This window comes from Parageobacillus thermantarcticus, from assembly GCF_900111865.1.
Taxonomy (GTDB): domain Bacteria; phylum Bacillota; class Bacilli; order Bacillales; family Anoxybacillaceae; genus Parageobacillus; species Parageobacillus thermantarcticus.
In genome coordinates, this window is record NZ_FOJS01000016.1 from 1 (window position 1) to 13,801 (window position 13,801).

Consider the following 13,801-nt stretch of genomic DNA (forward strand, 5'->3'; position numbering starts at 1 on the left):
ACTCTTCTTGGTCTTTTTATCAGTTGAGAAAGTTTATTGAGTATAAAGCGGCGATCGCTGGCGTGCCGGTGGTATTGGTTCATCCAAAAAATACTTCCCGCACCTGTCCGGTTTGCGGACATGTGGCCAAAGAAAACAGACCGTCAAGGGATCAGTTTTGTTGTCGAGCTTGTGGGTACGCTGCCCCTGCCGACAACGTGGCTGCGGAAAACATCCGCAGGGCTGCTGTCAACCAGCCGAACGCGGCAGCCAATTAGGCTAGCTGCAAGCCCACGGCTTTAGCCGTTGGGTAGTTGACTTTAATTTGCACTTTTGCCATCATCCATTCCTCCTTTTTATTTTTGACACAACTAGCCAATGTAGGTACAATAGGAGTGGAAACATGAAGAAAAGGAGCATTATGCGGCGTGAATATTACATTTACGGATAAAGCGATCGAACAGCTTACCCCTATTTTAACGCAAACGGGGGGAATGTTAAAGCTAAAATATGACACAGATGGATGTGGATGCCTTGTCAACGGCGTGATTGCGTTAGCGTTAGTCGACGAAGCGGATGATGATGACATTGCGGTCGAAACGAATTTCGTTCCTGTTTTGCTTGAAAAGTCCCGCCTTGTCTTTTATGACGACACGATGACGATTGACGTTGTTGAAGGAATCGGCTGTTTTCAATTGAAAAGCCCCGGGCAAATTTTAAGTCCGCGCATGCCGCTTGTAAAAGCGAGTGAGCAATGTGAACGATAAGCTTAAGCAAATCGCAAACGTAGCGAAGCAAAAAACATGGGTGTCGTTTTTGCATGAAAACGATCCGTACAGTTTGCTGCATTGGTCGATTGCCGGCGTCTATCAAGAGCCAAAGGACGTCTGGCTTTTGCAGAATGAAATGACGTTTGAAACAAAAGAATTTGCCACACTCGACGAAGCGGTAGCGTGGATGGATAAGCACATGCCTAATATTACGGAAGTGTTATAAAACCGTAACCATTCGGGTTACGGTTTTATCTTTAATTTTATCATGCAAGAATCACAATATTTTCATGGAGGGATTTGTGTGGATAAACGGCAAAAAAATCAAGTAAAACGAACGGACGAATCCTTTACGTTGAAGGAGCGTTTAAATGAGGAATTGTTCGCTAAACTGAAGGAGAAGAAACGGGAATGGGAGCGGCAGGAACAGCGCCGGAAAGAGGAAGAAGAAGCACGGAAGCGCGAGGAGCGGCGCAAACGCGAAGAACAAAAAACGTTTGCAGAACTGCTGAATGAAAGCGATTTAGATTGGCGGAATTTTAAGTAAATTTCATTTTATGTTTTGCGTTGCAGGTTTTTAGGAGGTTTGCTTTTGGCAGGAGCCATTAAAGCGAAGATAGACAAAGGAACACAGCCATCATTCCATTGCTTTCGATGGTGTGGACGTCTATAAGTCTAGTGGTGAATTGGAAAGAAAGGGGATTGTTATGGAAGCGCGTTCTACTACCAAAGCGGCGTTGATAATGTCAATTATCAGCGTTATTTTTCTCGCCGCGAACCTTCGCGCGCCGATTACGTCGGTCGGACCGCTTGTGCCATTCATCCGCGAAGATCTCGGACTTTCCAACACGGCCGCCGGCATATTGACGACGGTTCCGTTGCTTGCGTTTGCCGTCTTGTCGCCGTTTGCGTCACGCCTCGCTAGAACGTTTGGAATGGAAATCGTTTTATTCGTTTCGCTTCTTTTTTTGTTGGCAGGGCATCTTTTTCGCCCTCTCGGCAGCGTTTCCCTTCTTTTTATCGGTACGATATTGATTGGTGCTGCGATTGCCGTCGATAATGTATTAATGCCAGCGCTCGTGAAGGAAAAATTTGCTAATTACGTTGGCTGGATGACCGGAGTGTATACGGTCGCGATGAACTTGTCGGGAGCGCTCGCGTCCGGATTGAGCGTTCCGCTCGCATCAGCAACTGGCTTTGGCTGGAGAGGATCGCTTAGTTGTTGGGCGGTGCTAACGGTCGTCGCATTGACGTTATGGGCGCTGCAACTCCGCAGCCGGAAAAAAGCTTCATCGCGGCCAGACGGCAGCAAGCGAAGATCGTTATGGAAATCGCGCCTTGCTTGGCAAGTGACGTTGTTTATGGGATTGCAGTCTTTATTGTTTTACTCGCTTATTACATGGCTTCCAGCGATGTTGCAAGATAAAGGCATGAATCCAGAGATGTCGGGATGGGCGTTGTTTTTATTCCAATTCGCGCAACTGCCGTTTATGTTTATCGTTCCGGTCATTGCCGAGAAAATGAAAACACAAACGCCGCTTGTATGGGCGACGTTTATGTTAAAAGCGGCGGGAATTGGCGGCTTTTTGTTCGGAAGTCCATCGCTCGTTTGGCTATGGGCGGTAATGCTAGGAATAGGAGCCGGCTTTGCTTTTTCTTTGGCGATGATGCTATTTGCGCTTCGTTCGCGAAACGCCATGCAAGCGGCGGATTTGTCGGCGATGGCGCAATCATTCGGTTATTTGCTTGCCGCTTTCGGACCGCCGCTGTTTGGCTCGCTTTACGATATAACAAAAGGATGGACGTTGCCGCTCTTTTTACTGTTGGTCGTTTCCGTTTTTCTATTATTGGTTGGCATTGGTGCGGCGAAAGACCGCTATGTGACGGAAGCGTAATGGCGGCGCGGAAAGGCCGTCACCGATGCATGTTGTATACCGAAGCTTTCGTATGCTGACGGAGCCATTCATATTCTTCCTTCGTTAAGCGTGGAGCGGAAGCGGCGTTTATGTTTTCAATGAGCTGTTCGATGCTGCTTGCCCCTGGAATGGCGGCGGCGACGACCGGATCATATAAGCAAAACTGCAGCGCCGTTGCCGTGAATGAACGGTGCCCGGCCGTTTTCGCTTTTAACTTTGGAATCAATGTTTGCAATTCTTCGTATGTATAATCAAGATAACCGCTTTCTTTGACAGAAGCGCTTGCCGCCTCTAACGGCCGTTCTGTGAGCAATCCTTTCGCGACAGGTCCGCGGGCGATAACGCTGATGTTGTGTTCACGCAGCAGCGGGAACCATTCTTCCGGACGGCGGTCGAGCAGGCTGTATTGCATCATGACGCTAACGATGTTTGACCGTTTTACGTATTCGCGAATGACGTTTGGACGAATCGAAGAAATGCCGTAATAGCGGATCACTCCTTCTTGTTTTAACTCTTCGAACGCTTCAATCGTTTCATCGATCGGGTCATCAATCGTGCCGCCGTGGAGCTGATACAAGTCGATGTAGTCGGTTTGCAGGCGGCGCAAACTTTCTTTTACTTCCGATTTAATGTATTTTTTCGATGGATCCCAAAACCATCCGTCTTTTCCGGCTTCCCAACGGTTGCCGACTTTTGTCGCAAGGATGACTTGATCGCGTTTTCCTTTGATCGCCTTTCCGACAAATTCTTCATTTAATCCGCGGTCGTAAAGGTCGGCCGTGTCTAAATAGTTAATGCCGCGTTCTAGCGCTTCATGAATAATGCGGATCGCTTTTTTTTCATCCGTGCCAAGCGACATGCAGCCGAGCCCGATTTCGCTGACATATAAATCTGACGAACCAATGCGCCGTTTTTGCATCGTTTTTCCTCCTTTTTGAAAATCGTTTTTTACATTGTACAACGGAAAGTGAAACTTGCTCAAATGATATAGTACAATAAAAAAAGCGATATCAATCATTAGATGGGAGAGAAGAAGATGGACCATTTAATCGAAAAAACGATTCGCAAAGAAAAAATCTTTAGCGGTAAAGTTGTCCAATTATATGTCGAAGATGTGCAGCTGCCAAACGGAAAGACGAGCAAGCGGGAAGTGATCAAGCATCCAGGCGCAGTGGCGATTATTCCGATTACAAATGAAGGAAAGCTGGTGCTCGTACGGCAATATCGCAAAGCGCTTGAGCGCGTGTTAGTAGAAATTCCAGCGGGGAAGTTGGAAAAAGGGGAGGAGCCGCTCGCAACTGCGCACCGGGAATTGGAAGAAGAAACAGGCTACCGTGCTCGTTCGCTGCACCACATCGCGTCATTTTACACATCCCCAGGATTTGCCGATGAATTAATTCACTTATATGTAGCGGAAGGGTTAACGAAAATCGAAAACGCCGCGTCGCTCGATGAAGATGAATTTGTCGACATATTAGAAGTGACATTGGAAGAGGCGCTTGAGATGCTGGAAAAATGCGAGATTTATGACGCAAAAACCGCATATGCGCTGCAATATTTGCAATTGCGCCGCGCTATGGGAGAAGAAAATGCGTAACTATTACGTCGATTTGCATATTCATCTCGGCCGCACCGCATCTTTTCGACCGGTAAAAATCACAGGCGCAAAAACGTTAACGCTCACAAATATTTTACACGAGGCAGCGCATGTAAAAGGATTACATATGGTCGGCATCATCGACTGCCATGTTCCGGAAGTGCTTGATGAATTGGAACGGGGAGTGAAAGAAAAAGGATGGAAAGAGCACGATGGCGGCGGCGTCGCGATCGGTTCGGTGACATTATTGTTAGGAAGCGAAATCGAAGTATATGATGAACATTGCCAAGGGCCTATTCATGTGCTTGTGTTTTTGCCGACGATCGAGGCGATGCGCGCCTTTTCTCTATGGCTACAAGGGCGCGTGAAAAATATTTCCCTTAGTTCGCAGCGCATGTACGGAACCGGACGCGAATTACAGGCGGTTGTAAAACAATTAGGCGGTTTATTTGTTCCAGCGCATGCGTTTACGCCATTTAAAAGCTTGTATGGCAAAGGGGTGAAAAAAAGTTTAACGGAAGTGTTTGATCCTGATTTGATTGACGCGATCGAACTAGGGTTAAGCGCAGATACGAAAATGGCTGACCAAATTGCCGAGTTGCATCGCTATCCGTATCTTTCCAATTCGGACGCTCATTCGCTGCGAAAACTGGCGCGCGAATACCAAGTGATCCGCATGAACGCCCCGACGTTTGCCGAATTGAAAAAAGCGTTGCAAAAACGGGAAGGAAGAATGATAGTCGCCAACTACGGCTTAAATCCGAAACTGGGAAAGTACCATCAAACGACGTGTGAACGATGTTTCCAACCGATGGATCCCCGGGAAAAACGATGTCCATCATGCGGCCACCACCGGCAAATTAAAGGTGTGTTTGATCGCCTTCAAGAGCTAAAAACAGGTGGAACCCCGCCAAAGCGACCGCCGTATATTTATCAAGTGCCGCTTGAGTTTATTCCAGGGCTTGGCGCGAAAACATATGAAAAATTGCTCGCTCGCTTTGGCACGGAAATGCACGTACTCCATCAGGCAACGGAAGAAGAATTGAAAGAGAGCGTAGGAGAAAAACTTGCAAAACTCATCATGCTCGCCCGCAACGGAGAGCTTTCGATTCAAGCAGGGGGCGGCGGAAAATACGGAAAAATCGCTTCGGAATAGAAGCGATTTTTTTGTTATTCTTTCTTTTCTTGCAAATAAGTCATACATCGAAAAATGTCTCATACAATCTACTAAGAGGGTGATAGGGGGAAGAAGATGATGAGAAGACATCCAGTAAAATCAGTGATCGCCTTACATATGCGCGAGCATGCGTCTGTGTATTTATTTGTGATTGTGCTATTTTTAATGGGAGTGATTTTTGGCGCGATCGTTGTCAACAGCTTGAACTTCGGACAAAAGCAAGATTTGTACTATTATTTAACGCAATTTTTTGGACAAGTATCGAAAGGAAATATTGCCGGCGCCCACGATATGTTCCAGCAAAGCTACTTCCATAATTTGAAATATGTCGCTTTCATGTGGGTGTTGGGCATTTCGGTGATAGGGCTGCCGATTATTTTCGTTTTATTATTTTTAAAAGGAATCGTCGTCGGGTTTACTGTCGGATTTTTAGTGAACCAAATGGGATGGCAAGGGTTTTTATTATCTTTTGTGTCCGTAATGCCGCAAAATTTCATTATCATTCCAGCTTTTTTGGTGATGGGAGCCATTTCAATTTCCTTTTCCCTGCAAATGGTGCGCAATCAATTTATGAAGCGAAGGCATGAGCCAGTTTTTCCGATGATTATGCGCTATACGATAGTAATGATGTTGATTAGCGTAAGCTTGCTCGTTTCCTCGTCTCTTGAGGCGTACGTATCCCCGTTATTGATGAAACAGGTCATTGAAATGGTCGGAGGTAAATAATTATTATATAATAATCATTTTCGTTCTTTTATAATAATAATTTTATTTTGATACTTCCCTCTTTCTTTTGTTATAATGGTAGTTGAATGACGTGGGAGGGAATGAAAGATGGAAGATCGAATCGACCGAATTAAGAAGCAATTGCATACCGCTGGCTATAAATTGACACCGCAGCGGGAAGCGACAGTACGTGTCTTGTTAGAACATGAAGAAGATCATTTAAGCGCAGAAGACGTCTACCTCCTCGTTAAAGAAAAATCTCCAGAAATCGGATTGGCTACTGTATACCGGACGCTCGAGTTGTTAACAGAACTAAAAATTGTCGATAAAATCAACTTTGGGGATGGTGTATCTCGCTACGATCTGCGCAAAGAAGGGGCGGCTCACTTTCACCATCATTTAGTTTGTATTGAATGTGGGTCAGTAGCGGAAATTCAAGAAGATTTATTGGAGGAAGTAGAAGAAATTGTCGAACGGGACTGGAAGTTTAAAATTAAAGACCACCGTTTAACGTTTCATGGAATTTGTTATCGTTGCCAGCAAAAGCACGCGGAAGAACAAAATCAAAAAGAATAAAAGAGCGAAAAAACCTTTTCCGATGGGAAAGGTTTTTTTATGGTATAAAAGAAAAAAAACATGGCATATCCTCATAGTAACGACGAAATGAGGAGGAATAGCCATGAAAGCAGTATGGCAGATGATAAAAGTATTTCTTTTATTTACGGGGTGCACGCTTTTATTTTATTATAGTCTTGTATGGTTCAATCGAGAATACGAGAATTACCACCGCTATGATGAGCCGCATGGATCAGCGGTGAAAGTGTCGACAACGGAAAACCAGTCATTCGAATGGATCGATCGGTTACTATTTTTTTATCGCAATGGGGAGTAGTGGGATGTTGGAACATGAATTGAAAGATTTTCTTCATTATTTGACGGTAGAACGAAATTTGGCGAAAAATACGGTCGTTTCTTATGAAAGAGATTTGAAAAAATACGCGCACTATTTGCGCCATGTCGAGCAAATTCAGTCGTGGAACGACGTGTCGCGTCTTCATATTATGCAATTTTTAAAGTTTTTAAAAGAAAAAGGAAACTCTCCGAAGACGATCGCGCGCCATATCGCGTCGATCCGCTCGTTTCACCAATTTCTTCTTCGTGAAAAAGTAGTGGAACAAGATCCGTCCGTGCATATCGAATCGCCGCAAATGGAGCGGACGTTGCCGAAGGTGTTGTCGCTCGAAGAAGTGGAGGCGCTTTTAGATGCGCCGAAAACGAATACGCCAATCGGCATCCGCGATAAGGCGATGATTGAATTGCTGTATGCGACGGGAATGCGCGTTAGCGAACTTGTAAATTTGAATCTTTCCGACGTGCATTTGACGATGGGTTTTGTCCGCTGCTACGGAAAGGGAAATAAAGAAAGAATCGTTCCGGTCGGCAGCATGGCGTTGGATGCGTTAAAAGCATATTTGGAAACAGCGCGGCCAAAGTTAATAAACCCGAAAAAGCGGACAACCGATGCGTTGTTTTTAAATCATTATGGGGATCGCTTAACGCGGCAAGGGTTTTGGAAAATTTTAAAAAAACTCGCCAAAGAAGCAAACATCGAAAAAGAATTGACGCCGCACACGCTACGGCATTCGTTTGCCACACATCTGCTTGAAAACGGTGCTGATTTGCGCGCCGTACAAGAACTGCTAGGCCATGCCGATATTTCGACGACGCAAATTTATACTCATGTAACGAAAACGCGCTTAAAAGATGTATATAAGCAATTTCACCCGCGCGCATAGTTTCGATGGTAACACTACCCGCTTATTGCTAAGCGGGTTTTTTAAGTTAATTTTTGGGATTTTTTTATTGATGTTGTAATGAAAACGTTTTATAATATAGTTGTCAGACTTCTGACGAGTACGATGTTTACGCGTTTTCATCAATGTTTCGGGAATGATAAAAAGAAAGATCACGTTATGAAGACAGGAGGCATTATGATAATGAGCCATACATACAAACGGGTATTTTTGATTGTGATGGACTCCGTCGGCATTGGCGCGGCGCCAGATGCCGAAAAATATAATGATCAAGGCGCGGATACGCTTGGTCATATCGCCGAGCATCGCGGCGGGCTATGCATGCCGAATATGGCAAAGCTCGGCTTAAGCAACATTCGCGAAATCAAAGGCATTCCAAAAGTGGAAAAGCCGCTTGCTTATTATACGAAAATGCAAGAAGCGTCTGCTGGAAAAGATACGATGACAGGGCACTGGGAAATTATGGGGCTTTGTATTGATAAACCGTTTCGCGTGTTTCCAAACGGATTTCCAAAAGAGCTGATCGACGAATTAGAAAAACGAACGGGCCGAAAAGTCATTGGCAACAAGCCGGCAAGCGGTACGGCGATTATTGAGGAACTTGGCAAAGAACATATGGAAACAGGGGCGATCATTGTTTATACTTCGGCCGATTCCGTGTTGCAAATTGCCGCTCATGAAGAAATTGTGCCTCTTGAGGAGCTGTACCGTATTTGCCAAATCGCCCGCGAATTGACGCTTGATGAAAAATATATGGTTGGCCGCGTCATCGCGCGCCCGTTCATTGGCACGCCGGGCAATTTCCAACGTACGGCGAACCGGCATGACTATGCGTTAAAACCGTTTGGTCGCACGGTAATGAACGAATTGAAAGACGCTGGATATGAAGTGATCGCGATCGGAAAAATTTCCGATATTTACGATAACGAAGGAGTTACAAAATCGCTGCGGACAAAATCGAATATGGACGGAATGGATAAGTTGGTAGACACGCTGAAAATGGACTTTACGGGGCTAAGCTTTGTCAATCTCGTTGACTTTGACGCGATGTACGGGCATCGCCGCGACCCAAAAGGATATGGGGACGCGCTTGAGGAGTTTGACGCCCGTCTTTCCGACGTATTTCCGCTTTTGAAAAATGACGATTTGCTTATCATTACGGCGGACCATGGAAACGACCCGGTTCATCACGGTACGGACCATACGCGCGAATACGTGCCGCTGCTTGTCTATAGTCCAAGCATGAGCGGCGGGAAAGAACTGCCGCTTCGCGAAACATTTGCCGATGTCGGCGCGACGATCGCCGATAATTTCCATGTGAAGATGCCACCGCACGGAACAAGCTTTTTAGCCGATTTGAAATAGGGGGATCAAATCATGAATAAACAGGCGATAGAAAAAGCAGCTCGTTATTTGCAGGAAAAATTTCCGACACCTCCTCGCATCGGTTTAATCCTTGGTTCGGGCCTTGGCGTTCTTGCCGATGAAATGGAACAGGCGGTGAAAATTCCGTACGAGCAAATTCCAGGGTTTCCCGTGTCCACGGTGGAAGGGCATGCAGGCAGGCTCGTTTACGGCCAGCTTGAAGGAGCGACCGTTGTCGCCATGCAAGGCCGTTTTCATTATTACGAAGGGTACCGCTTGGATCAGGTGACATTCCCGGTCCGCGTCATGAAAGCGATTGGCGTTAAAGAGCTGATCGTAACAAACGCGGCAGGAGGTGTGAATAAACGTTTTCAACCGGGAGATTTAATGATTATTACGGACCATATCAATAATATGGGAGTCAACCCGTTAATCGGTCCGAATGATCCCGAACTTGGCGTCCGCTTCCCGGATATGACGGAAGCGTATAGCAGACGTTTGCGCGAGCTAGCGAAACAGGTGGCGAAACAGCTCGATATTCCGGTTCAAGAAGGAGTGTATGTCGCCAATAGCGGACCTTCATACGAAACACCGGCGGAAATCCGCATGATTCGCGCGATTGGCGGCGATGCGGTCGGCATGTCGACAGTGCCGGAAGTGATTGTCGCACGCCATGCCCAAATGGAAGTATTAGGTATTTCTTGCATTTCCAATATGGCGGCGGGGATTTCCAATCAGCCGCTTACGCATGATGAAGTGATCGAAACGACGGAAAAAGCAAAAGCAAACTTTTTGCGGCTAGTCAAAGCGATTGTCGCCGAAATGGCGAAAAATGAAAAAAGGTGATGCGCATGAGAATGGTCGATTTAATTGCAAAAAAGCGGGACGGCCGCGCGCTTACGAACGAGGAAATTGAATTTATTGTTCGCGGCTACACGAATGGGGACATTCCCGATTATCAAATGAGCGCGTTCGCGATGGCGGTGTTTTTCCGCGGCATGACGGAAGAAGAAACGGCGGCGTTGACGATGGCGATGGCCCGCTCCGGAGATGTTATCGATTTATCGAAAATCGAAGGAATTAAAGTTGACAAGCATTCAACGGGCGGCGTCGGCGATACGACGACGCTTGTGTTAGGTCCGCTCGTCGCTTCCGTCGGCGTGCCTGTCGCGAAAATGTCAGGGAGGGGGCTCGGCCATACCGGCGGGACGATTGATAAACTAGAATCGGTTCCAGGGTTTCATGTGGAAATCGATAACGATCAATTCATTGAGCTTGTCAATAAAAACAAAATCGCGATTATCGGACAGACCGGCAATTTAACGCCTGCTGATAAAAAGCTGTACGCGCTCCGTGACGTCACGGCGACGGTAGACAGCATTCCGCTCATCGCTTCGTCGATTATGAGCAAAAAAATTGCCGCTGGCGCCGACGCGATTGTGTTAGATGTGAAAACAGGCTCCGGCGCGTTTATGAAAGATTTCGAAGGAGCGAAGCGGCTCGCAACAGCGATGGTCGAAATCGGCAAGCGCGTCGGCCGGAAAACGATGGCGGTGATTTCCGACATGAGCCAGCCGCTCGGATATGCGGTCGGCAACGCGCTCGAAGTGAAAGAAGCGATCGATACGCTCAAAGGAAGAGGTCCAGAAGATTTGCAAGAACTATGTTTGACGCTTGGAAGCTACATGGTATATTTGGCGGAAAAAGCGCCTTCATTAGACGAAGCGCGCGCATTGCTGGAAACGTCGATTCAAGAAGGAAAAGCGCTAGAAACGTTTAAAGTGTTTCTCAACGCGCAAGGCGGCGACGCATCGGTTGTCGATGATCCAACGAAACTGCCGCAAGCGAAATACCAATGGGAGCTTGAGGCGCCGGAAGATGGGTATGTCGCGGAAATTGTCGCCGACGAAGTCGGAACGGCGGCGATGCTGCTTGGAGCGGGACGGGCGACAAAAGAAGCGACGATCGATCTTTCTGTCGGCCTCGTTTTGCATAAAAAGGTCGGCGATCTGGTGAAAAAAGGGGAATCGCTTGTTACGATTTACAGCAATACGGAAAATGTTGAAGAAGTCAAACAAAAGCTCGCCAGAAGCATCCGCATCTCCCAAGTTCCTGTTGCCAAACCGACGCTTATATACGAAACGATTTCATAAAAAGAGACTGATTCAAACGGTTATTTGACGACAAACGGAATAGCGATCTTCGTATATATGGTAACAGAGAAGGGTGTCCTATTATTTTGGGACACCCTCATTTTTTATGGGCAAAATCTATGGAAATTCGTTGTTGATACTGTATAAAAATATCTCATTTGGAAAAAATGGCATGTATAAAGAATGGAGGTTTGGGAGATGAAGAAGTTATTGATTCGTTTACTCCTTTTTTCATCTGTTTGTCTGTTGTCAATTTCTATAAACGTTCATGCGGAAGAAAAAAAGCCAAAAACGCGCGGGATGGAACTTGCCGATGAGGCAAAGTCCGCCATTTTAATTGAGCGTGATACCGGGGCTGTCCTGTATGAAAAAAACGCTCATGAAAAGCTGCCGCCGGCCAGCATGACGAAAATCATGACAATGCTTCTCATTATGGAGGCGATCGATAAAGGAGAACTTTCTTATAAGGAAAAAGTACGGGCGAGCGAGTACGCTGCATCGATGGGCGGATCGCAAATCTTTTTGGAGCCTGGTGAAGAAATGACGGTCGATGAACTATTGCGCGGCATCGCGATCGGTTCGGGCAATGACGCGTCAGTTGCTATGGCGGAGCGGATCGCCGGATCGGAAGAAGCTTTTGTCGAGATGATGAATAAAAAAGCGAAGGAACTTGGTTTGAAAAACACTTCGTTTCAAAACGCGACAGGACTTCCTGCCGAAGGGCATTATAGCAGCGCGCATGATATGGCGATGATGGCGCGTGAACTGCTAAAATACGAGGATATTACAAAATATACGGGTAAATACGAGGATTATTTGCGAGAAAACACCGATAAAAAATTTTGGCTTGTGAATACGAATCGACTCGTTAAATTTTATCCCGGGGTGGACGGATTAAAAACCGGATTTACAAGCGAAGCGAAATATTGCTTAACAGCGACGGCGAAAAAGAACGGAATGCGCGTCATTGCCGTCGTATTCGGAGCGCCGACGCCAAAGGAACGAAACGCGCAAATTACAAGGATGCTCGATTATGCGTTCAGTCAATATAAAACACATCCAGTCTATAAACGGAACGAAGTTGTCGCTCATGTCAATGTAAGCAAAGGAAAGAAAAAAGCGATTGCGCTTGTTACCTCTGAGCCAATCTCCGTATTGACGAAAAAAGGGCAATCGATTGACCAAATCGAAAAAGTGATGAAAGTGAAAGAAAACGTCAAAGCGCCAATTAAAAAAGGAGAAGAACTTGGCGTCTTGGTTTTGAAGCAAGATGGAAAAGAATTGCTGCGGAGTCCAATCGTCGCGAAAGAAAATGTGGCAGAAGCAAGCTGGTGGGACTTGTTTAAGCGGACGTTGCAAAATTTTACGAAATCTGCATAAACATGTCAGCTTTTGCAATGTGCTTTTCTACTTTTAGCGAATCGCCACTAGTTTTGTCATCAGGCAGGATTTCCGGCGCATTGTAGCGAAACTTCTCCCTAATCCGAAATGAACAAGGGGGAAAAACGCAGTGAGTCTGATGATGGACTTTGAAGTAAAACAGGATGTATTGATCATCCGGCTTTCCGGAGAACTTGATCATCATACCGCCGAAGAGCTCCGAGAAAAAGTGACGGATGTGCTGGAAAAAGAAGCGATTCGCCACATTGTGCTCAATTTAGAACATTTGACGTTTATGGATAGTTCCGGGCTTGGCGTCATTTTAGGTCGCTACAAACAAATTAAAAACCTCGGCGGGGAAATGATCGTATGTTCGATTTCGCCGACGGTGAAACGGTTGTTTGACATGTCGGGGTTATTTAAAATCATCCGTTTAGAAAACGATGAACAATTCGCGCTGAAGACATTGGGGGTGGCATGATGCGAAACGAAATGCACCTCCAATTTTCCGCGCTTAGCCAAAATGAATCGTTTGCTCGTGTAGCGGTTGCTGCATTCGTGGCGCAGCTTGATCCGACAATGGATGAATTAACGGAAATTAAAACCGTTGTCTCTGAAGCGGTAACGAACGCGATTATTCACGGATATAATAACGACCCAAGCGGAATCGTATACATTTCTGTCGTGATTGAAGACGGAGTCGTCCATTTAACGATTAAAGACGAGGGAGTCGGTATTGCCAATATTGAAGAGGCACGCCAACCATTGTTTACAACGAAACCAGAGTTGGAGCGATCTGGAATGGGTTTCACCATCATGGAAAATTTTATGGATGAAGTCGTTGTCCAGTCGGAAGTGAACAAAGGGACAACCGTTTATTTAAAGAAATATATAACGAAAAGCAAAGCGTTATGTAACTAAGGG

At 46.1% G+C, this 13,801-nt stretch carries 18 protein-coding genes; 17 read left to right on the forward strand and 1 reads right to left on the reverse strand.

All coding sequences use genetic code 11. The features are described from left to right. The 5 genes from BM278_RS09370 to BM278_RS09390 all read left to right on the forward strand — a co-directional run. Positions 1-257 (forward strand): zinc ribbon domain-containing protein (locus tag BM278_RS09370; RefSeq protein WP_143093434.1); only part of this gene is annotated, 257 nt, incomplete at its 5' end. 150 nt (positions 258-407) lie between these two features. Continuing rightward, positions 408-746 (forward strand): iron-sulfur cluster biosynthesis family protein, encoded by a 339-nt coding sequence (locus tag BM278_RS09375; RefSeq protein WP_090949214.1) that lies wholly within the window; start codon positions 408-410, stop codon positions 744-746. Then, positions 736-975 carry a YqkC family protein gene (locus BM278_RS09380; RefSeq protein ID WP_090949216.1) on the forward strand — a complete coding sequence of 80 codons (240 nt, stop codon included), beginning with the start codon at positions 736-738 and terminating at the stop codon, positions 973-975. The genes BM278_RS09375 and BM278_RS09380 overlap by 11 nt, the downstream gene beginning before the upstream one ends. Before the next feature lie 78 nt (positions 976-1,053). Next, the gene (locus BM278_RS09385) at positions 1,054-1,296 is read left to right on the forward strand and encodes a YqkE family protein (protein ID WP_090949218.1); all 243 of its coding nucleotides are present in this window, start codon (positions 1,054-1,056) and stop codon (positions 1,294-1,296) included. A 160-nt stretch (positions 1,297-1,456) separates the two neighbouring features. Then, the gene (locus tag BM278_RS09390) at positions 1,457-2,644 is read left to right on the forward strand and encodes a CynX/NimT family MFS transporter (RefSeq protein WP_013876672.1); all 1,188 of its coding nucleotides are present in this window, start codon (positions 1,457-1,459) and stop codon (positions 2,642-2,644) included. Positions 2,645-2,663: 19 nt separating this feature from the next. On the opposite strand, the gene BM278_RS09395 is transcribed toward BM278_RS09390, so the two are convergent. Beyond that, entirely contained in the window at positions 2,664-3,584 is a 921-nt protein-coding gene (locus tag BM278_RS09395; protein WP_090949324.1) for an aldo/keto reductase, read from the reverse strand. A 117-nt stretch (positions 3,585-3,701) separates the two neighbouring features. On the opposite strand from BM278_RS09395, the gene BM278_RS09400 reads away from it, so the two are divergent. The 12 genes from BM278_RS09400 to spoIIAB all read left to right on the forward strand — a co-directional run bounded on the left by BM278_RS09400 (position 3,702) and on the right by spoIIAB (position 13,798). Next, entirely contained in the window at positions 3,702-4,262 is a 561-nt protein-coding gene (locus tag BM278_RS09400) for an NUDIX domain-containing protein (protein ID WP_090949220.1), read from the forward strand. After that, entirely contained in the window at positions 4,255-5,418 is a 1,164-nt protein-coding gene (locus tag BM278_RS09405; RefSeq protein WP_090949221.1) for an endonuclease Q family protein, read from the forward strand. The genes BM278_RS09400 and BM278_RS09405 overlap by 8 nt, the downstream gene beginning before the upstream one ends. A 99-nt stretch (positions 5,419-5,517) precedes the next feature. Then, positions 5,518-6,165, forward strand: coding sequence for a stage II sporulation protein M (spoIIM, locus tag BM278_RS09410; protein ID WP_208601790.1), 648 nt, complete (start codon positions 5,518-5,520; stop codon positions 6,163-6,165). A gap of 108 nt (positions 6,166-6,273) precedes the next feature. Next, the gene (fur, locus tag BM278_RS09415; RefSeq protein WP_090949225.1) at positions 6,274-6,741 is read left to right on the forward strand and encodes a ferric iron uptake transcriptional regulator; all 468 of its coding nucleotides are present in this window, start codon (positions 6,274-6,276) and stop codon (positions 6,739-6,741) included. Positions 6,742-6,844: 103 nt separating this feature from the next. Beyond that, on the forward strand, positions 6,845-7,057 hold the full coding sequence (locus tag BM278_RS09420; RefSeq protein WP_090949227.1) for a YqzK family protein: 213 nt from the start codon (positions 6,845-6,847) through the stop codon (positions 7,055-7,057). A gap of 7 nt (positions 7,058-7,064) precedes the next feature. After that, complete coding sequence (gene xerD / locus BM278_RS09425; protein WP_090949326.1) at positions 7,065-7,961, forward strand: site-specific tyrosine recombinase XerD; 897 nt, start codon at positions 7,065-7,067, stop codon at positions 7,959-7,961. Positions 7,962-8,162: 201 nt separating this feature from the next. Beyond that, the gene (deoB, locus tag BM278_RS09430) at positions 8,163-9,344 is read left to right on the forward strand and encodes a phosphopentomutase (RefSeq protein WP_090949229.1); all 1,182 of its coding nucleotides are present in this window, start codon (positions 8,163-8,165) and stop codon (positions 9,342-9,344) included. Positions 9,345-9,356: 12 nt separating this feature from the next. Beyond that, entirely contained in the window at positions 9,357-10,190 is an 834-nt protein-coding gene (locus BM278_RS09435; RefSeq protein ID WP_090949231.1) for a purine-nucleoside phosphorylase, read from the forward strand. A gap of 5 nt (positions 10,191-10,195) precedes the next feature. After that, positions 10,196-11,497, forward strand: coding sequence for a pyrimidine-nucleoside phosphorylase (locus tag BM278_RS09440; protein WP_090949233.1), 1,302 nt, complete (start codon positions 10,196-10,198; stop codon positions 11,495-11,497). A 198-nt stretch (positions 11,498-11,695) separates the two neighbouring features. After that, complete coding sequence (locus tag BM278_RS09445; protein ID WP_090949235.1) at positions 11,696-12,877, forward strand: D-alanyl-D-alanine carboxypeptidase family protein; 1,182 nt, start codon at positions 11,696-11,698, stop codon at positions 12,875-12,877. Positions 12,878-13,016: 139 nt separating this feature from the next. Then, the gene (gene spoIIAA, locus BM278_RS09450; protein ID WP_425272975.1) at positions 13,017-13,358 is read left to right on the forward strand and encodes an anti-sigma F factor antagonist; all 342 of its coding nucleotides are present in this window, start codon (positions 13,017-13,019) and stop codon (positions 13,356-13,358) included. Next, positions 13,358-13,798 (forward strand): anti-sigma F factor, encoded by a 441-nt coding sequence (gene spoIIAB / locus BM278_RS09455; RefSeq protein WP_090949239.1) that lies wholly within the window; start codon positions 13,358-13,360, stop codon positions 13,796-13,798. Before spoIIAA ends, spoIIAB begins: the two co-directional genes overlap by 1 nt. Positions 13,799-13,801 lie beyond the last annotated feature (3 nt).